Raw genomic sequence first — 18,350 nt, forward strand, 5'->3', positions numbered from 1 at the left:
TTTTAGCAATATGGTAAGTATACAGCGGCTTAGGTGCAATTATTTATTTGTTATTTAAATTCGTCTTTGGCAGTTAAAGCATGAGCGGTGGTTTCAGCAATCTCAGATTGACACGAAAGGTGATTAATATGAGCAGGATCAGGGCAGGGAATAAAACTAAAGCTATGCCCATCTTGTTGTACTAAGTAACGTATTTTGTGTAGCGAATTATAAATGAACTTTTGTGCATCATTCGCCAGTTGATAGTCGGTCTGATTGATCAGCACACCTTGAATATCATGATGTTCGTGTAGATAACTGGCGAGCTCTGAAACGCTAATTTCGTTACTAAAATCGCAATAGCAATAATCTTTAACGAGTTGATCGAACATGAGTTTAACCATGTGGCGGCTATTAGCGCCAGCCACAACTAGAGTCGAATTTTCGGCATTTGCAAAGTAGTGCTGAGCAAATGCGCGGCTAAACTCATCATCTATATCAACTAATAAATAATTATTAACTTTAAAGGGCATAATGCCTCACGATTCAAATACTTCCGTATCAAATTGAAAACATACTTATTAGTAAATAGCCTATTGCACCGAAAACGGCAAACTCAATACAAGCTATACCAATGTTATCTTGGTGATCTACTTCTAAGGATGTGTCTATATTAGGTAGCGAGATATATTTAATAATGTAGCTCAAAACATACAGCAATACCCACATCGCCCCGCAATGAGATACGAGAGTGAATAAATTTTCTACCATCTTACCACTAATAAATGATGCACTGGCAAGACCAGCATAGCCCGCAAGTGCTAGGCCAATAGACTTACCTGCATAGCGAATCCCAATAGAAGTATTTTCGAGATTAAAATTACTTTGCAGTGATGCGCCTTGGTTGGCTTTTGCAAAACGATACTCACGAATTTTACTATCAAGGGCAAACATCCCTTGCAGTACAAAGAAGCTCACCGTGGCGATAAGTAAGCTACTGTAGCCTTGGGTATGACACCAGTTATAAAGACCTAAAGAAATTATGCAGTTCGCGATTAACATACCTGAATCGACCAAGGCGGCACACACATTTTGCTTGAGTATGGCTGCTTCTTCGTTAAAGCGATGCAAAATCCATTTACGGTGAATTAAATGACCGACTTTAATAAAGGTAAACAAAAGTACAATGAGTAAAAGTACTTTGAGTGGATTAGACTGTGCGGCGCTTAAGCTGATTTCATCAAAAATATAGGCGATGGTGGTAATGACCACCAGGATTTCGCTAGCAAAGCTGATCCCCATGGCAAAATTATCATGTTGCGCAAGCTCTTCTTTAAGCGCTTGTTTTGCTTTAATTTGCGTTAGAATACGTAGCAGTACTATGGTGACGCAAATTACAGCGAAACTAATAGCAATCGCGACTAAACTAGTGTTAGATAATGATAAATATGACATGCAGGTCCCTGCTAAATAATTCTTTGATAATCATTCTAGTACGGTTATTGGCAAGTTAAAAGAGAGTATTTAATGAGTAATTTACACGCGCTTCCCGAGTCCCTTTATCAATTGGGGCAAACCCGCTTTGCGAGCTTGTATGAAGGGCAAGCTGAACAACATAAAATTATTAACTTGTTGTCTTTAAGTGACTTTGCGTGGAATTGCTTACAATCTCAACCTGACTTAAAAGACTGGCTACTTGATGACAATGAACTTGCTAATCGGACTGTTGAACTGCCTCTAAACAGTACTGAGATTAACGAGCTGGACGACAGTGCCGCAATGGCAAAGTTGCGCTTGTATCGAGAAAAGTATTGGTTGAAAGTGGCTTACCTTGACCTGTGTTGTGCAAATCCAATTGCCGATAGCATTGCTTATATCTCGGCCCTTGCAAGTCAGCTCATTGATAGTGCTAACCAGTGGGCGTTTGCGCAGGTCGCAAAAGTCAGTGGTATGCCACTTGATAATGAAGGTAATGCAATTGCCATGTTAGTGCTGGGGATGGGTAAACTTGGTGGGGGAGAGCTCAATTACTCATCAGACATTGATTTAATTTTTTCTTATCCTCGCGATGTTGCAACGCAAGGCGGTCGTCGCTCAGTAGAAGCCCAAGTGTTTTATACCAAAGTAGCGCAAAAGCTCATAATGGCGCTTAACCAAACCACAGTGAATGGCCAAGTATTTCGCGTTGATATGCGTTTGCGCCCGTTTGGTGAAAGCGGACCCTTGGTAATGAGTTTTCATGCAATGGAAGATTATTACCAAGAGCAAGGGCGTGAATGGGAACGTTATGCGATGCTCAAAGGGCGCTTAATTGGCACTGAAAACCCTTACTGGAAGGAGTTTTATGAATTGCTACGCCCGTTTGTTTACCGACGTTATATTGATTTTTCGGTGATTGAATCGCTACGTAAGATGAAGCAAATGATCGCCCAAGAGGTACGCCGAAAACGCCTCACAAACAATATTAAATTAGGGGCAGGTGGCATTCGAGAAGTAGAGTTTGTGGTGCAAGCGCTACAAATGGTTCGAGGCGGCCGTGAAGCTAACTTGCAAACTCAGTCACTGCTAATTGCTTTAAAAGAGCTGGTTAATAATCAAGTGATGTCGAGTAAAGAGGCCGATTTATTAACACAGAACTATTTAGACCTTCGTAAAATAGAGCAATACTTACAAATTTTTGCAGATAAACAAACGCAAACCCTACCTGATGATGAGTTAAACCAACAACGCTTATGTTATTTGCTTAACAAAGATGACTTTAAACAGTGTTTAACAAGTATTGAGCAGACCATGGCGCAAGTGCATGGTGAATTCGAGCAAGTGATTGGCTTTGAAAGTGAAACGGCGGATCCGTGTGAAAGTGAGTACATTAGCGCTTGGGAAATGACTGATGTGAGCCTGATGTGTGAACCTAACCTTGATTGGCAAGTGGCGCTTGAAGACTTTAAAGCGCGTCTAACAAAAGCGAAAATTGGCAGCCGCGGTCGTGATATCCTCGATAAATTAATGCCACTTTTACTTAAACAGTTAACCGTGGCGAAAGCGAGCAGTGATGCCTTTACGATGATTTGCCAAGTGTTAAATAAAATCATCTCACGTACCGCCTACCTAGAGCTGTTATATGAAAATCCTGGGGCATTAAATCAGCTGGTTGCACTTTGTTGTCATAGTAAATGGATTGGCGAGCATATCTCTCGTTATCCAATTTTACTTGATGAGCTGATTGATCCGCAGGTACTTTATAAACCGACACCTTTATCCGCTTACAAAGATGAAATCAGGCAGTATTTTTTGCGTATCGAACATGGCGATTTAGAGCTGCAAATGGAAGCACTTCGTCAGTTTAAACAAACGCATCAGTTACGCATTGCCGCAGCCGATGCAACCGGTGTGTTGAGTGTGATGAAGGTAAGCGATCACCTCACTGCACTTGCTGAGGCTATTGTAGAGCAAGCGGTCAATATTGCATGGCATGCGTGTGTTGAGCGCTTTGGCCAACCTGCCAATACGACAGAGCAAGAAAAGGGCTTTGCGGTGATTGCTTACGGGAAAACGGGTGGCTTTGAAGTTGGTTATGATTCAGATCTTGATCTGGTATTTGTGCATAACCATGATGGCAGCAGTTATACCGATGGTGATAAGTCGATTGATTCTAGGCAGTTTTATTTAAAACTTGCGCAGCGTTTAATGCACTTATTCAATACCCGCACTGCGTCAGGCATTTTGTATGAGCTAGATACGCGCTTGCGTCCTGAAGGGGCGTCGGGCTTATTGGCTATTAATCTAGAAAGTTACTACCACTATCAGCAAACTCAAGCCTGGACCTGGGAGCATCAAGCCTTGGTTCGCTCACGCATGATTTACGGACAAGACTCGTTGAGTGAACGTTTTGCTCAAATTCGCAAAGACGTTTTATGCCAAGCTCGCGATAACGAAAAGTTGAAAACCGATGTCGTTGAAATGCGAGAAAAAATGCGTGCACACCTTGCTAAAGGTGATGATGAGCTGTTTGATTTAAAACAAGATAGAGGTGGTATCACAGATATTGAATTTATCACTCAATATTTGGTGTTGAACAATGCAGTGCAGTACCCTGAGCTAACGACATGGTCTGATAATGTGCGCATTTTAGCTGATGCTGCCCGTTTAGGCTGTATTACTGTGCAAATGCAGCAAGAGTTAGTGGCTGCGTATATTGCCTATCGTTCACGTTATCACGTAATGAGTTTGAATCAGCAGGGACGTTGTGCGCCACGTGCTGAGTTAACTCAGCACATCGACTTAGTAAGTCTGGCGTGGCAAGAGGTGTTTTAGATATTAGCTAGCTTTTTAAGCGACGGCAGTTTTCGCGCACATAAGCAGAGGGCAGCTCGGTGATAACCGCTGCTCTTTGCTTAAAGCAAAAATAGGTGTAAACCTCATTTTCGAAATCATCGTTGATGGCGCGACCAACTTGGTAAAGTGTTGAAACAAAGTTACTATCAACGCGAAAATGATCTTTTACAACATAGTCTTTGCTTAAATACCAGTACAACACGATGTCTTCGTGACGGGCATAGTCAGACAGTACATCTTTTAAAGTATTGCCATTTTCAAAGCGGCGAGGTTGGATGTCACCAGTCCAGTTTGGTGATGAAGGCTCGACGACTTTTTCGCGTTCAAAAAGCGCGACATCTAAGCTGGTTTCAGGCGTAGGCAATTTTAGAACGTATTTATCGCGCTCATTATTTTTGTCATTCACTTGGTTACGTAGCGCTGCATAAAAGCGCGATAAACCTTGTGCTGCAGCATTTTTGGTATCTTTCATGTCCAATACAGGACCACTACCAAATAAAAAGTAAATAGCAGCAGCAATCAAAATAAAAGCTAATGATAAATGCTTAACCCAAAACCACATTTCTAATACTCTTGTTGTTAATTAGCTTAATAAAACCATATAAACAGCAAAATGTCACTCTACTTGTAATAAGAAGGTGCGTTCTTGTCAGGGCGAGTTTTAAAGCGGCGGTGAAGCCACATATATTGCTCAGGTGCTAAATCGATGGCTTGTTCCATACGCTGATTTACGTGAGTAACGTCTGCAAGGTCATCGCCACTTGGGAAGTTTTCAAGAGCAGGTAATACTTCTAGGTGGTAGCGACCATCCTTATCACGACGACTTGTTAAGCTTACCGTTTCACAGTTACGGCTACTTGAAAATAACAGCGTTCCCGTTGTTGTGGCTGCTTCTTTTACCGCATAAAAAGGGGCAAACTCACAGCGGTTACGGCCGTAATCTTGATCTGGCAGGTAGTAACAAACCTTTTTATTTTTAAGTGCTTGCAATAAGCCTTTGACATCTTTTTTGCCAATTAAATATTCGTTTGAACGAAGGCGACCGTTAGTCGTGAAATATTCCATCAAAGGGTTATTATGAGGACGATAAAAGCCAATGCCTTGGTGTTTTACACCCATAATACGGCTCGCCATTTCTAAGTGTAAAAAGTGTGGCACAAGTAACAGCACGCCTTTACCTGATTGCTGAGCTTTTTCAAAGTGCTCCAAGCCTTTAACTGAACCAAATACTTTATTGATACGCCAATTTGGCCACCACCAAGCCATGCCGGTTTCCATCATTGCAATACCGGTATTTTCCATGTTTTTGCGGACTAATTCGCGTTGTTCATGTTCAGGCATATCAGGAAAACATAAGCGAATGTTGACCTCTGCAATATGACGGCGGCGCTTCATAAAGCGATGGACTAAACGGCCCAGCAGTTTTCCAAGTGCAAGTTGTAATTTATGTGGTAACCAAGAGATAAGGTATAAAAAGAACACGCCAATCCAAGTTAACCAGTAACGAGGGCCTAAAAAAGACGCTTTAAAAGGAGATGAACTAACCACAAAAAAATCTCTAAAAATAAAAAAGCTAGTTTAACTGTATGTCCTTAAAAATACAAAAAAGCCAGCACGAGGCTGGCTTTCGAGTAAGGACTATATAGAAGAAATACTTAGATTTCTTTTAAACCTTGGTTAATTGCAACAAGGTCTTCGCTAGTAAGCGTACCAGCAGCTTGTTTCAAGCGTAATGTTGAAACAACATAACGGTAGCGAACGTTTGCTAAGTTACTTTTTGCATTGTAAAGGTTTTGCGTGCTGATCAATACGTCTACGATAGTACGTGTACCAACTTCAAAGCCAGCTTCAGTTGCTTTAAGTGCACTTTCAGCAGAAACAACAGCTTGTTGCAGCGCTTTATAAGTCGCGATGTCAGATACCACTTGGTTATACGATGTGATCACTGAGCGAGTTACTGCACGTAAGCTTGCTTCTAAATCTTCACTTGCCGCAACATAGTATGCGCGAGCTTGATCAGTCGCTGCTGTAGTCGCGCCACCTGAGTAGATAGGTAGGCTGAAGTTAACACCAATACTCGCACTGTCTTCACGTGGCTGATGTGAGTTGCTGTTTAGATCAGTAAGGCTGTCACCGTATGAAGCGCTTAACGTTAACTTCGGATAGTGGCCAGCTTTTGCTAAGTCGATTTGATCTTTAGCAATATCAACCGTTACTTTTGAAACTTGCAGGTTTAAGTTGTTGTCTTTTGCAATTTCAATGTAGTCAGTTGACTGTTTGTTAGGTGCAACCGTTGAAAACGTATCTGTATTCAACATGTCTAGTTTTGCGTGGTATTTGCCTGTGATTTCACGAAGTTGCTCACGGGCTGTTTCAACGCTGTTCTTAGCAACGATTTCTTGTGCTACTGAGTTATCGTACTGCGCTTGCGCTTCATGTACGTCAGTGATTGCAGTTAAACCTACCGCATAACGCTCTTTAGTTTGTTGTAATTGACGCTCGATAGCGCGTTTTTCAGCTTGAACAAACTCAAGGTTATCGATTGCACTGAGTACGTTGAAGTAACCATCAGCAACACGAACAATTAGGTCTTGGCGAGCATAATCATATTGTGCATTTGCTTGTAATGCTTGTTTATCTGCAATACCCAGTGAATTCCATGCACCTAAATCAAACAGTGTTTGATTTAAGCTAATACCACGGCTGAATTCATCAGGGTCATAGTCATAACCGGTATAACCCGTTGCATCAGTACCGTCATAAAGATCTGATTTGGTTGATTGGTAACCAAGGCTTAAACCAATTTGTGGTAATAGTGCACTTAACGCGCGATCGCTCTCAAAGGCTTGCGCATCTGCTTGGGCTTTTGCTTTAAGTACGGTAGGATCGTTTGCTGTCGCAATCTCGTAAACTTGTAGTAAGTCTTCAGCGTAACTTGCTGTTGCAGTCAGTGCGCTTGAAAACCCAATCAGCGCAGCGAGTAGTGTTTTTTTCATTGTTCGTTCAGTCCTTAGACAATTTTGTACTGTGACCATGGTACTCTTTTTTAATGAATAACCAAAAAAAAATTACGTAAATCTGCATGTCCAAGTGTAACAGAATATAATTGGCCGTAACATTTACTTAAAACGTGAAGGAAATAGTGAATGAAAATATCAGCAATCTCACAATTTAGCCATGATGACATAGAGTTAAAGCCAATTGAGCGTGTTTATGATGGTTTCTTTAAAATTAACACCTATCGCTTTCATCATGCGTTGTTTGCAGGTGGTAAATCGGTTGAAGTTAAACGCGAAATTTTAGAGCGCGGCCATGCTGTTGCTGTACTTCCTTATGACCCTGCGACTGACCAAGTTTTGTTAATCGAACAAATTAGAATCGGGGCGCTCGCATCAAAGCAGTCACCTTGGTTACTTGAGTGTATTGCTGGTATGGCAGATGGCAGCACTGATTACGAAGAGGTTGCTAAGCGCGAAGCATTTGAAGAAGCGGGTATTGAGCTTGATGAGCTGGAATTTATGATGTCATATCTTTCAAGCCCCGGCGGCACCACTGAGCGTTTGTATTTATATTTAGCACGTACTGACTTAGCAGGGTATCAAGGCGGTATTTTTGGCTTAGATAATGAAGATGAAGATATCAAAACCCATGTAATGTCATACGATGAAGCTATGCTGCGCTTAGAACAGGGTGAAATAGACAATGCAGCGACAGTTATCTCATTACAGTGGTTAGCACTGAATAAGCAACGTATACTGTCTGATTGGAAAAACTCATAGGGGATTATTTTGTCGTACGTCAGTGCCCAGCAGCGTTATATTCAAAGCTTACCTAAGTACTTAACTTTGTGTGAGCATAATTACGTGCGTGCGCTTAAGCTCTTACCTCATGAACGCCGCGTCGGTCAGGAGCGTAAAGTGCAATTAGGTCACAGTACTTTTACGGTTAAAGTTGACGATACAGCAAAATACACCACAGATATTTCTATCAGCCAAGAGACGGGTAATTTACCTTCGGTTAAGCCATTGTATTTAACTGTGCGCATGTATCATGATGCGAAAGTCGCTGAAATTGTGCATCATGATTTTCATCAGCGCATCAAGCCTTCCTATGCTTACCCTAATCCGAATATGCATCAAAAAGATGAAAAATATCAGCTTAACGCCTTTTTATATGACTGGCTGGTGGCCTGTGTTGAAAACGGCCGTGCAGTTTTAAATTGGGATGTAAATAATGGCTTGGTTTAGTTACGCCTACCATTTTGATAAAACAGCATTGAAAGTTGCCCATATCATGACAGCCATTTATCAAAAGACACAAGGGGCGAATACTTTAGCGTGAATACGGCGGCGTATTTTGCGCGTTGCTTACAGGCTATTGCCAAGTTAGATGTGGATTGTCTGGTGTTTGGTGGTGACTTAACACAAGATCACAGCAGCGAGTCATATCAACTTTTTGCTAAGTTAATTGATGACTCAGCGCTCAGTTGTCCGGTGTTTTGGCTACCAGGCAATCATGATGAACTCGCGGAATATGAAAAGCTTACGAGTCCGCAAATTTTAAGTAATAAATGTATTACTTTTTTAGGTGGGCAGTTGCTGTTGGCAAACTCAAAAGGCCCGACACCAGCAGGTTGGGTAACACACACGCATTTAGATGAATTAAACCAAGCAATAGGGCAGGTACCTAGCGTGGTGTTTTGTCATCATAATCCGCTACCCATTCAAGCCTACTTAGATAAACATATGCTAGAAAATGGCCCGCAGTTTTTAAATATGTGCGTCAATACTGAGCATTGTGTTGGCGTGTTCCATGGTCATGTGCATCATGAGTACAGGCAAACCTACCGTGACCTTAGTGTGTATGCGACACCGGCCAGCTCAATCCAATTTACCAAACACACGATGGCGTGGCAGCAAGACGATTTAGGCCCCGCATTTAGAGTTATCAACTTAACAATTGATGAGCAACAAAACTTACGCTTAAGCACGGATGTAGTATGGCTAAACGAGTAATTTATATTCATGGCTTTAATAGCTCAGAGAAGTCTTATAAAGCCGTTCGTTTTGGTGAGCATATGGCACAATTTGATGTTGATTATCAGGTGCCAAGATTAACTCATGAACCATTACATGCAATTTTACAATTAGAACAACTGCTAAATGATGATACTGTATTACTAGGAAGTTCATTAGGCGGTTTTTATGCGACTTATTTGTCGCAACGTTATTCGATACCTGCGGTGGTAATAAACCCTGCGGTTCGGCCATTTGAGTTACTCGATAACTATTTAGGGCCAAATTATAACCCGTATCAAGATAGTCATTACGAACTTGATACTCGTCACATGGATGCATTGCGCAGTTTATATTTGCCGCAATTAGACACTCCTTCATTGCTTTATTTGTTACAGCAAACGGGCGATGAAGTACTGCCTTTTCAACAGGCGGTTAACTATTATTCTCAGTGTAAGCAACACGTTGAATTTGGAGGCGATCATAGTTTTATCGGCTTCGAACAAACCTTTGCAAGTATTGTAGATTTTCTTAAAATCACGTAAAACATAGCTAAGCGCATAAAAGATATAAAAACTATGAGTCAGCAAAATTATAACGCCGAAGCAATTGAAGTCTTAAACGGGTTAGAACCCGTAAAACGCCGCCCAGGTATGTACACCGACACGGTTCGTCCTAACCACTTAGGTCAAGAGGTTATCGATAACAGTGTCGATGAAGCAATGGCAGGTCATGCAACAAAAATAGATGTCATTCTTCATGAAGATAATTCCCTTGAAGTTATCGATGACGGCCGTGGTATGCCGATTGATATTCACCCAGAAGAAGGTATTCCGGGTGTGGAACTTATTTTTACCAAGCTGCACGCCGGTGGTAAATTCTCAAATAAAAACTATCAATTCTCGGGTGGCTTACACGGGGTAGGTATTTCGGTTGTAAATGCGCTATCGACTCGTGTTGAAGTTACTGTGCGCCGTGATGCACAGCAATTTCGCATGGCCTTTGAGAATGGCGATAAGGTTGAAGACTTAAACGTCATTGGCTCTGTGGGCAAACGTAACACAGGTACAACTGTGCGCTTTTGGCCTGATGCCAGCTATTTCGACTCTGCTAATTTTTCGATTACTAAGCTTAATCATTTATTAAAAGCCAAAGCGGTATTATGCCCAGGCCTGCGTATCAAGTTTACTAACAAGCAAACCAAAGAAAGCCAAGAATGGTATTACGAAACTGGCTTAAAAGACTATTTAACAGAAGCCGTTAAAGGTTTTGAAATACTACCAAAAGAACCATTCATTGGTGAGTTTTCAAGCTCAACAGAGGGCGCTGACTGGGCTGTAGTATGGTTACCTGAAGGCGGTGAGTCCATTGCAGAAAGCTATGTAAACTTAATCCCTACTGCACAAGGTGGTACACACGTTAATGGTTTACGCCAAGGTTTACTTGAAGCAATGCGTGAATTCTGTGAATTCAGAAACCTACTACCGCGAGGTGTAAAGCTAACACCTGATGATATTTGGGAGCGCTGTAGCTATGTGTTGTCGGTAAAAATGCAAGATCCGCAGTTTGCAGGCCAAACAAAAGAGAAATTATCATCTCGTTCTTGCGCGGCGTTTGTATCTGGTGTGGTGAAAGACTCATTTAGCTTATGGTTAAACGAGCACACTGAGACTGCTGAATTATTAGCTGAGCTATGTATCTCAAATGCACAGCGCCGCTTACGTGCTGCCAAAAAAGTTGTCCGTAAGCGCATTACCTCAGGCCCTGCGTTACCTGGTAAATTAACTGACTGTAGCGCTCAAGATAATGACCGCACTGAACTGTTTTTAGTAGAGGGTGACTCTGCGGGTGGTTCAGCAAAACAAGCACGCGATCGTGAATTCCAAGCAATCATGCCGCTGCGCGGTAAGATTTTAAATACGTGGGAAGTTGAGTCAGGGCAGATTTTAGCATCGCAAGAGGTGCATGATATTTCAGTGGCTCTAGGCATTGACCCAGACTCGAGTGATTTATCTGGCCTACGCTACAACAAGATTTGTATTTTGGCCGATGCTGACTCGGATGGATTACACATTGCTACCTTGTTATGCGCACTGTTCGTTCGCCATTTCCCTGCGCTTGTAAAAGAAGGTCACGTCTATGTGGCGATGCCACCGCTATTTCGTATCGACATCGGAAAAGAGGTGTATTACGCCCTCGATGAAGATGAAAAGAACGGTATTTTAGCGCGCATTGAAGCAGAGAAAAAACGCGGCAAAGTGAACGTGCAACGCTTCAAAGGGTTAGGTGAAATGAACCCATTACAACTGCGCGAAACGACCATGGACCCTAATACGCGTCGTTTAGTACAGCTTACTTTGGATGAAGAAGAGCAAACTATGGAGATGATGGACATGCTACTTGCGAAAAAGCGTTCATCAGACCGTCGCCAATGGTTAGAAGATCACGGTAACCGCGCAGAAGTTTAATAAAGGGTGTAGCAACCTAATTGCTAGCAACGAATTAAAGGGCAAGACAAAAATGAAAAAATTACTGACCTCCTTACTATCGCTGAGCTTGTTATCAGCGCCAGTAATGGCAAAAGATATTCTTGATAAGCTGACAGTCGCTGATGGCTTTTCTATTAGCTTATTTGCTGATGATGTTGAAAATGCACGCCAAATTGCGGTATCAAAAAAAGGCATTGTTTACGCGGGTTCGCGTAAAGCAGGTAACGTGTATGCATTAATTGACCACAACAGTGATGGTGTAGCAGATAAAAAGATTGTGATTGCCACAGGCCTTGAAATGCCATCCGGTTTAGCTGTTAAAGATGGTGATTTATATGTGGCTGAAGTGTCACGTATTATTCGTTTTAAAGACATTGATAAAAATCTAAAAGATCCTAAATTCGAAGTGGTATACGATAAGTTCCCAACAGATCGTCACCACGGCTGGAAGTTCATTAGCTTTGCACCAACTGGTGAGTTAATTGTGCCAGTGGGTGTGCCATGTAACATTTGCGCTGAAGACGACAAATACGGTCGTATCTTTTCTTTAAATGTTGATACCAAAGAAATTAAAACGATCGCCAAAGGTGTGCGTAACTCAGTTGGTTTTGACTATCACCCTACAACAAATGCATTTTGGTTCAGCGATAACGGCCGTGACATGATGGGTGATGACATCCCACCTTGCGAAATTAACCGTGTTGGTGAAGGCGAAGAGGGCGCGCATTATGGTTTCCCTTATGTTCACGCCGGTGCGATTTTAGATCCTGAATTTGGCGCAGGCAAAAGCATTGCTGACTATAAATCGCCAGCCCTTGCATTAGGTGCCCATGTTGCACCACTGGGTATTCATTTCTATAACGGCAAGCAGTTCCCTGCTAAGTACAAAGAACAATTATTTGTTGCCGAGCATGGCTCTTGGAACCGTAGTAAAAAGTCAGGTTATAAAGTAATGCTAGCGAATGTTGATCAAGGTCGTATTACTAAATACACCCCATTCATCACTGGTTTCATGCAAAACGAAGAAACATTTGGTCGCCCAGTTGCATTTGCAGAGCTTGCAGATGGCAGCTTATTGATCTCAGACGACTTTGCTAACGTGATCTATCGTGTTAGTGCTAAGAAAAAATAGGTAAGCGTTAATGAGTGATACAGATACCTTGCTGATGCAAGGCATAGAACAACAAACAATGGGGCGTTTTACCGAAGACGCCTACTTAAACTACTCAATGTACGTCATCATGGATCGCGCCTTACCTCATGTAGGTGACGGTCTAAAACCTGTACAGCGTCGTATCATTTATGCAATGAGCGAACTGGGGTTATCGGCGCAAGCAAAATATAAAAAATCAGCGCGTACCGTGGGTGATGTACTGGGTAAATACCACCCCCATGGTGATAGTGCCTGTTACGAAGCAATGGTGTTAATGGCGCAGCCGTTTTCTTACCGCTACCCGCTGGTGGACGGTCAAGGTAACTGGGGTGCTGCGGATGATCCTAAGTCATTTGCTGCGATGCGTTATACCGAAGCGCGTTTATCTAAGTTCTCTGAAGTTTTATTAAAAGAGCTTGGCCAAGGTACAGTTGATTGGACCTCAAACTTTGATGGCACACTTGATGAGCCTATGGTGTTACCTGCGCGTTTACCACACATCTTACTCAATGGTGTGACCGGTATTGCGGTAGGTATGGCGACCGATATTCCGCCGCATAATGTGCGTGAAGTTGCCAGTGCCTGTTGCTTACTTCTTGATAAACCAAAAGCTGAAATCGAAGAGTTGCTTGAGTTAGTGCATGCGCCTGACTACCCAACAGAAGCCGAGATCATCACACCGAAAGACGATATTCGTAAGATTTATCAGACCGGACGTGGCTCTATTAAGATGCGTGCAATTTACACTGAAGAGCAAGGTGACATAGTGATCACTGCGCTGCCTCATCAGTGTTCAGGTGCAAAAGTACTTGAGCAAATTGCAGCGCAAATGAATGCTAAAAAGCTGCCAATGGTTGCTGATTTACGTGACGAATCAGATCACGAAAACCCAACTCGTATCGTGATTGTTCCGCGTTCTAACCGTATCAAGGCTGAGCCATTAATGGCGCACCTATTTGCAACCACAGACTTAGAAAAGAACTACCGCGTAAACTTAAACATGCTTGGCCTCGATGGTCGTCCGCAAGTTAAGGACTTACGTAGTATCTTAACTGAGTGGTTAACGTTCCGCCGTGAAACAGTTCGCCGTCGTTTACAATACCGCTTAGATAAAGTGTTAGCACGCTTGCATATTTTAGAAGGTTTATTAACTGCTTTCTTAAATATTGACGAAGTCATTGAAATTATTCGTACTGAAGATAAACCGAAGCCTGTATTAATGGAGCGCTTTGGTATTACCGATATTCAAGCTGAAGCGATTTTAGAATTAAAACTACGTCATTTAGCAAAACTTGAAGAATTCAAGATTAAAGGTGAGCAAGATGAGCTTGCCCTTGAACGTGACAAGTTAGAGCAAATTTTGGGTTCTGAGCGTCGTATGTCGACGTTGATGAAAAAAGAAATCCAAGAAGCGGCTGAAATGTACGGTGATGATCGTCGCTCACCTGTTGTTGAACGTTTAGAAGCAAAAGCACTAAGCGAAAAAGATCTTATTCCTTCTGAGTCAGTGACCGTTGTGTTATCTGAAAAAGGCTGGGCACGTGTCGGTAAAGGTCATGATTTAGATGTTGAAGGGCTAAGTTATAAGTCAGGCGACAGTTATAAAGCCTCTGCGCGAGGTAAGAGTAATCAGCCTGCGGTGTTCTTAGACTCAAGTGGTCGCGCTTTTGCTACCGATGCCCACAGTTTACCTTCAGCACGTAGTCAAGGCGAACCAATGACAGGGCGCTTTAACTTAAGCGCTGGTGCTAACTTTGAGCATGTCGTGATGGCAGAAGACAACCAAGTGTTGTTAATGGCTTCAGATGCAGGTTATGGCTTTATAAGCGACTTTAAAGATCTGGTGAGTAAGAACAAAAACGGTAAAGCGCTGGTCAGTGTTCCTAAAGGGGGTGAGTTACTCGCGCCAATTAGAGTGACTGATGTAGCAACTGACTACTGTATGGCAATCTCTAACGAAGGCCGAATGTTGCTATTCCCACTGCGCGACTTACCTAAGCTAAGTAAAGGTAAAGGCAATAAGATTATTTCTATCCCAAGTGCGAAAGTGCAAGCCCGTGAAGAGTTTGTAAAAGTACTGGCTGTGGTGCCTGAGGGCAGTAGCGTAACTCTGCATGCAGGGAAACGAAAACTGACACTCAAACCGTCTGATCTTGAGCATTATCATGGTGAACGCGGTAGACGAGGTAATAAGTTACCACGTGGTCTGCAGCGAGTTGATGAAGCTGTTGTTGAAGTGATCCAGACTGATGATAGTGATGAGTCGCCAAGCGAAGTAACAGAGTAAAAAACAGAGGCCTGCAATTGCAGGCCTTTTTATTAGCAAAACTCACAAATACATTTAAGCGTACACATGTGCGCTTAAAGCTATTGCAATAGCATTTTTCACGTTATAATGCGCGCTGATTAGTACGAGGAGAATTCGTTTGTTAGCTTTTTTTCGCATAATTTTCATGGCGTTATTCATTGTTTTAAGCTGTGTTTTTGGTCTGCTTTTATGCATCGTTAAGCCGTTTCATACCAATAATGTGCATATTATTTCGGGTTGGTTTTGCAAGGTAGCTAAAATTTTAGGTGTCAAGTTAGAGCTTAAATATCACGAGACTCCTAAAAACATTGGCCCTGCCGTCTATGTAGCAAATCATCAAAATAACTATGACTTATTCACTTTGCCTGCCATGGTGCCAGAAAACTGTGTAAGCCTTGGTAAAAAAAGCCTTAAATGGATCCCATTTTTTGGTCAACTTTATTGGTTATCGGGAAATATCTTAATTGACCGTGCTAACCGCTCAAAAGCGGCAGGCACAATTTCTAAATCGGCTGAGAAAATAAAACAAAAAGGCCTATCGGTTTGGATGTTTCCTGAGGGCACGCGAAGCTATGGCCGTGGTTTATTACCCTTCAAAACAGGTGCTTTTCATACTGCAATGAGTGCTGATGTGCCAGTAGTGCCAGTTTGTATGAGTACAACGCACAAAACTATTAAGCTAAATCGCTGGGATAATGGTACAATTTACCTCGAAATGTTAGCGCCGATTTATCTTGATAAAGACGTATCTGCTCGTGACCATGCTTCACATGTTCATCAGATTATGGCTGCTAAAATAACTGAATTAGATGCTCAAGTGAGAAACAAATAATGGAAAATTGGCGCGAAATTACTGAAGACATCGTTACTTCATTACTTGAAGATGGCTCAGATCCTGAAGTACTTTATGAAGTGGAACACCACTTTGTTAGCGAAAATTTTGAAAAGTTAGAGCAAGCCGCTTTAGCCGCTTTTAAACTAGGTTACGATGTTGAAGAACCTGCAGAACTTGAGCTAGAAGACGGCGAGAAAGTGTGGAGCTTTGACGTGGTTGTTGAGTGTGAACTTGACGTAGAAGCCATTATGGAAGACGTAGACAAGCTAGAAGCACTAGCTCAGCAAACAGACGTTGAATACGACGGCTGGGGTACTTATTTTCAGGAATAAAGTTAGCGAGTTGCTAGGGAAGGAAGTTAGCAAGTTTCAAGAGTAAAGTTAGCGAGTTTCTTGACTCGTTAGCTAAGCGATTCTAACTTTACTCTTTCTAACTTTCCCCTTTCTAACTTTCCCCTAGAAACTTTCCCCTTTCTAACTCCATAGCTCATACCTATTTCGTATTCGCTACCCAATCTATAGACATTTGTAATCAATTGGCGATAATAAAAAACTCGATGTTTTTATGCGCTAAGCTCACATATGCTTATTACCTTACCCATTGCCGAACTTGTACCAGGGATGTTTGTTGACAGTGTCAGTAAGCAACAAGAGCATGTAAATAGTATTAAGATCAAAACACGTGGTTTAGTGCGTGATAAAACGATTATTCAACGCCTGATCTCTGAAGGGGTTGAAGAGCTACTCATCGACTTTACACAAAGCGATGTTGCTCTCCCTAAAAAATACCAACCAAAACCTGAACCGGCTAAACCGAAAGTTGAACAAAAGCCTGCCGCTAACGAAGCACCGCAAGGGGTCACGGTTCAACAAGAGTTTTTAAAAGCTAGTGTGCATTACGAACAGCATAGCCGAAAACTACAAGGCTTTTATTCAGACATTACATCAGGTTTAAAGATAAATATGTCGGTGCTCGATGATATCGCTGTTGATATAGTGGGCTCGGTATTTCGTAACCATAACGCATTAACTATTTTAACTCGCCTCAAAGATAAGCATATCTACAATTGGCGTCATATGATTAACACCGCTATTTTGGTGAGTGTGTTTGCTAAGTACTTAGGTTACAACGAAAAAACAATTAAAGAACTAGCAATGGGTGCCTTGATGCACGATATTGGCCAGGCGAAAATGCCACAAGGTGTATTGTCTAAACCAAGCGCTTTAAACGACAACGAAATGCAAGTTGTTAAAAAGCATGTGGCGCAGAGTTTGGGCTTAGTGAAAGGTGAAAAGGGCATTACGCCGTTAATGCTCGATATGATTGTGAATCACCATGAGCGTTTAGATGGTACAGGCTACCCACGTGGTATTGCGGCTGAAAAGTTGAGCCGTGCAGCACGTATTATGGCAATCGTTGATGTGTATGATGCCATGACGGCAGATAGACCCCATCAAATGGGTGAAGAGCCAATCTCAGCGCTGCGTTATTTGCTCGCTAATAAACAGATGTTCGATTCTGAATTGGTGCAACGCTTTATTAAGTGCCTAGGTGTGCACCCGGTTGGAACTATTGTGAAATTAAACAATGAGCGTTTGGCATTAGTGATGGAAGGTAACCATGAAAACCCAATCAAGCCGAAAATAAAGATCTTCTATAATGCCAAGCATAAGCATCATATTACTGCCAAAGACGTCGATTTAAGCGCAGAAAAAGAGCTAAAAATTATTGCCAGTATTAAGCCTCTAGATTATCAACTTAATTTGGCTCGTTTGTTAAAAGAGCATCTGCTTGTTTAGACTTAATGCAGCGTTTTTTGGCGTTGCGCTTTGCTGATATAAATGCACCACTAAAGCAACTCGTCATTAATACCAACCACAATAACGTGCCTTTTTCGACATGCAACGCCACGCAACATAATAACAGCGACAACACCGCACTTAGCATAGCGCCTAACCAATAATGATTCACTGGATTATCGCAATCACCCGCTTTAGTACAGGCACAGTAGTTTGCTTTACAAAAATAATGAACACTCACACCGCATAACATCAGTGCCGCAATAATCAATGCGATTTCCATACTCACACTCAACAGAAAAACCTTTATTTTTAGTCTAAAGGGACAATAAATAGATGTCAATGCAAATGATAATTACTACCGTTTGTTGGTTTTGTAATCAGAGATCTGATGAGTTTTAATAAGTTGTTATCTTGTTGTTAAAATGCGGTTTTTT

16 protein-coding genes and 1 pseudogene are annotated in these 18,350 nt (G+C 42.0%); 11 read left to right on the top strand and 6 right to left on the bottom strand.

The features are described from left to right. Positions 1 to 50 precede the first annotated feature (50 nt). Both C2M25_RS01210 and C2M25_RS01215 read right to left on the bottom strand, forming a co-directional pair. Entirely contained in the window at positions 51 to 512 is a 462-nt protein-coding gene (locus tag C2M25_RS01210) for a hypothetical protein (protein ID WP_105174532.1), read from the bottom strand. 28 nt (positions 513 to 540) lie between these two features. Next, positions 541 to 1,434 (bottom strand): DUF350 domain-containing protein, encoded by an 894-nt coding sequence (locus tag C2M25_RS01215; protein ID WP_063702105.1) that lies wholly within the window; start codon positions 1,432 to 1,434, stop codon positions 541 to 543. A 72-nt stretch (positions 1,435 to 1,506) separates the two neighbouring features. Between C2M25_RS01215 and glnE the strand changes: the two genes are divergently transcribed. Next, entirely contained in the window at positions 1,507 to 4,293 is a 2,787-nt protein-coding gene (gene glnE, locus C2M25_RS01220; protein WP_105174533.1) for a bifunctional [glutamate--ammonia ligase]-adenylyl-L-tyrosine phosphorylase/[glutamate--ammonia-ligase] adenylyltransferase, read from the top strand. A gap of 7 nt (positions 4,294 to 4,300) precedes the next feature. On the opposite strand, the gene C2M25_RS01225 is transcribed toward glnE, so the two are convergent. From C2M25_RS01225 to tolC, 3 genes are all read right to left on the bottom strand, one after another. Beyond that, the gene (locus tag C2M25_RS01225) at positions 4,301 to 4,876 is read right to left on the bottom strand and encodes a TcpQ domain-containing protein (RefSeq protein ID WP_063702111.1); all 576 of its coding nucleotides are present in this window, start codon (positions 4,874 to 4,876) and stop codon (positions 4,301 to 4,303) included. Between the two features lie 59 nt (positions 4,877 to 4,935). After that, positions 4,936 to 5,862 (bottom strand): LpxL/LpxP family Kdo(2)-lipid IV(A) lauroyl/palmitoleoyl acyltransferase, encoded by a 927-nt coding sequence (gene lpxL / locus C2M25_RS01230; protein ID WP_063702113.1) that lies wholly within the window; start codon positions 5,860 to 5,862, stop codon positions 4,936 to 4,938. Positions 5,863 to 5,969: 107 nt separating this feature from the next. Next, complete coding sequence (gene tolC, locus C2M25_RS01235; RefSeq protein WP_063702115.1) at positions 5,970 to 7,310, bottom strand: outer membrane channel protein TolC; 1,341 nt, start codon at positions 7,308 to 7,310, stop codon at positions 5,970 to 5,972. A gap of 150 nt (positions 7,311 to 7,460) precedes the next feature. Here tolC and C2M25_RS01240 point away from each other — a divergent pair, with 150 nt between their 5' ends. The 10 genes and pseudogenes from C2M25_RS01240 to C2M25_RS01285 all read left to right on the top strand — a co-directional run bounded on the left by C2M25_RS01240 (position 7,461) and on the right by C2M25_RS01285 (position 17,913). After that, positions 7,461 to 8,093: an NUDIX domain-containing protein gene (locus C2M25_RS01240; protein WP_063702117.1), complete on the top strand. Its 633-nt coding sequence runs from the start codon at positions 7,461 to 7,463 to the stop codon at positions 8,091 to 8,093. Between the two features lie 9 nt (positions 8,094 to 8,102). Next, complete coding sequence (locus tag C2M25_RS01245) at positions 8,103 to 8,561, top strand: DUF1249 domain-containing protein (RefSeq protein ID WP_063702119.1); 459 nt, start codon at positions 8,103 to 8,105, stop codon at positions 8,559 to 8,561. After that, positions 8,548 to 9,329 (top strand): annotated as a pseudogene (locus C2M25_RS01250) (metallophosphoesterase). The gene C2M25_RS01245 and the pseudogene C2M25_RS01250 overlap by 14 nt, the downstream one beginning before the upstream one ends. Further along, positions 9,314 to 9,874, top strand: coding sequence for a YqiA/YcfP family alpha/beta fold hydrolase (locus C2M25_RS01255; RefSeq protein ID WP_105174535.1), 561 nt, complete (start codon positions 9,314 to 9,316; stop codon positions 9,872 to 9,874). Before C2M25_RS01250 ends, C2M25_RS01255 begins: the two are co-directional and overlap by 16 nt. A 33-nt stretch (positions 9,875 to 9,907) precedes the next feature. After that, a complete protein-coding gene (gene parE / locus C2M25_RS01260) occupies positions 9,908 to 11,797 on the top strand; it encodes a DNA topoisomerase IV subunit B (RefSeq protein WP_063702126.1) in 1,890 nt (629 codons plus the stop codon). Positions 11,798 to 11,849: 52 nt separating this feature from the next. After that, on the top strand, positions 11,850 to 12,950 hold the full coding sequence (locus C2M25_RS01265) for a PQQ-dependent sugar dehydrogenase (protein ID WP_063702128.1): 1,101 nt from the start codon (positions 11,850 to 11,852) through the stop codon (positions 12,948 to 12,950). A 10-nt stretch (positions 12,951 to 12,960) separates the two neighbouring features. Next, positions 12,961 to 15,258 carry a DNA topoisomerase IV subunit A gene (parC, locus tag C2M25_RS01270; protein WP_063702130.1) on the top strand — a complete coding sequence of 766 codons (2,298 nt, stop codon included), beginning with the start codon at positions 12,961 to 12,963 and terminating at the stop codon, positions 15,256 to 15,258. Positions 15,259 to 15,424: 166 nt separating this feature from the next. Continuing rightward, positions 15,425 to 16,111 carry a 1-acylglycerol-3-phosphate O-acyltransferase gene (locus C2M25_RS01275; protein ID WP_082422959.1) on the top strand — a complete coding sequence of 229 codons (687 nt, stop codon included), beginning with the start codon at positions 15,425 to 15,427 and terminating at the stop codon, positions 16,109 to 16,111. Further along, entirely contained in the window at positions 16,111 to 16,446 is a 336-nt protein-coding gene (gene rraB / locus C2M25_RS01280) for a ribonuclease E inhibitor RraB (RefSeq protein ID WP_054552644.1), read from the top strand. The genes C2M25_RS01275 and rraB overlap by 1 nt, the downstream gene beginning before the upstream one ends. A 249-nt stretch (positions 16,447 to 16,695) precedes the next feature. Then, the gene (locus tag C2M25_RS01285) at positions 16,696 to 17,913 is read left to right on the top strand and encodes an HD-GYP domain-containing protein (protein ID WP_105180174.1); all 1,218 of its coding nucleotides are present in this window, start codon (positions 16,696 to 16,698) and stop codon (positions 17,911 to 17,913) included. Here C2M25_RS01285 and C2M25_RS01290 read toward each other — a convergent pair. Then, entirely contained in the window at positions 17,873 to 18,196 is a 324-nt protein-coding gene (locus tag C2M25_RS01290) for a hypothetical protein (RefSeq protein ID WP_105180175.1), read from the bottom strand. The two genes, C2M25_RS01285 and C2M25_RS01290, sit on opposite strands and share 41 nt — an antisense overlap. Positions 18,197 to 18,350: the final 154 nt, after the last annotated feature.

Source organism: Pseudoalteromonas sp. T1lg21 (assembly GCF_002964625.1).
Classification (GTDB): domain Bacteria; phylum Pseudomonadota; class Gammaproteobacteria; order Enterobacterales; family Alteromonadaceae; genus Pseudoalteromonas; species Pseudoalteromonas gelatinilytica.

Coding starts and splice junctions, on each gene's coding strand:
- C2M25_RS01210 (WP_105174532.1), bottom strand. CDS start 512: ATGCCCTTTAAAGTTAATAATTATTTATTAGTTGATATAGATGATGAG.
- C2M25_RS01215 (WP_063702105.1), bottom strand. CDS start 1,434: ATGTCATATTTATCATTATCTAACACTAGTTTAGTCGCGATTGCTATT.
- glnE (WP_105174533.1), top strand. CDS start 1,507: ATGAGTAATTTACACGCGCTTCCCGAGTCCCTTTATCAATTGGGGCAA.
- C2M25_RS01225 (WP_063702111.1), bottom strand. CDS start 4,876: ATGTGGTTTTGGGTTAAGCATTTATCATTAGCTTTTATTTTGATTGCT.
- tolC (WP_063702115.1), bottom strand. CDS start 7,310: ATGAAAAAAACACTACTCGCTGCGCTGATTGGGTTTTCAAGCGCACTG.
- C2M25_RS01240 (WP_063702117.1), top strand. CDS start 7,461: ATGAAAATATCAGCAATCTCACAATTTAGCCATGATGACATAGAGTTA.
- C2M25_RS01255 (WP_105174535.1), top strand. CDS start 9,314: ATGGCTAAACGAGTAATTTATATTCATGGCTTTAATAGCTCAGAGAAG.
- parE (WP_063702126.1), top strand. CDS start 9,908: ATGAGTCAGCAAAATTATAACGCCGAAGCAATTGAAGTCTTAAACGGG.
- C2M25_RS01265 (WP_063702128.1), top strand. CDS start 11,850: ATGAAAAAATTACTGACCTCCTTACTATCGCTGAGCTTGTTATCAGCG.
- parC (WP_063702130.1), top strand. CDS start 12,961: ATGAGTGATACAGATACCTTGCTGATGCAAGGCATAGAACAACAAACA.
- C2M25_RS01275 (WP_082422959.1), top strand. CDS start 15,425: ATGGCGTTATTCATTGTTTTAAGCTGTGTTTTTGGTCTGCTTTTATGC.
- rraB (WP_054552644.1), top strand. CDS start 16,111: ATGGAAAATTGGCGCGAAATTACTGAAGACATCGTTACTTCATTACTT.
- C2M25_RS01285 (WP_105180174.1), top strand. CDS start 16,696: ATGCTTATTACCTTACCCATTGCCGAACTTGTACCAGGGATGTTTGTT.
- C2M25_RS01290 (WP_105180175.1), bottom strand. CDS start 18,196: ATGGAAATCGCATTGATTATTGCGGCACTGATGTTATGCGGTGTGAGT.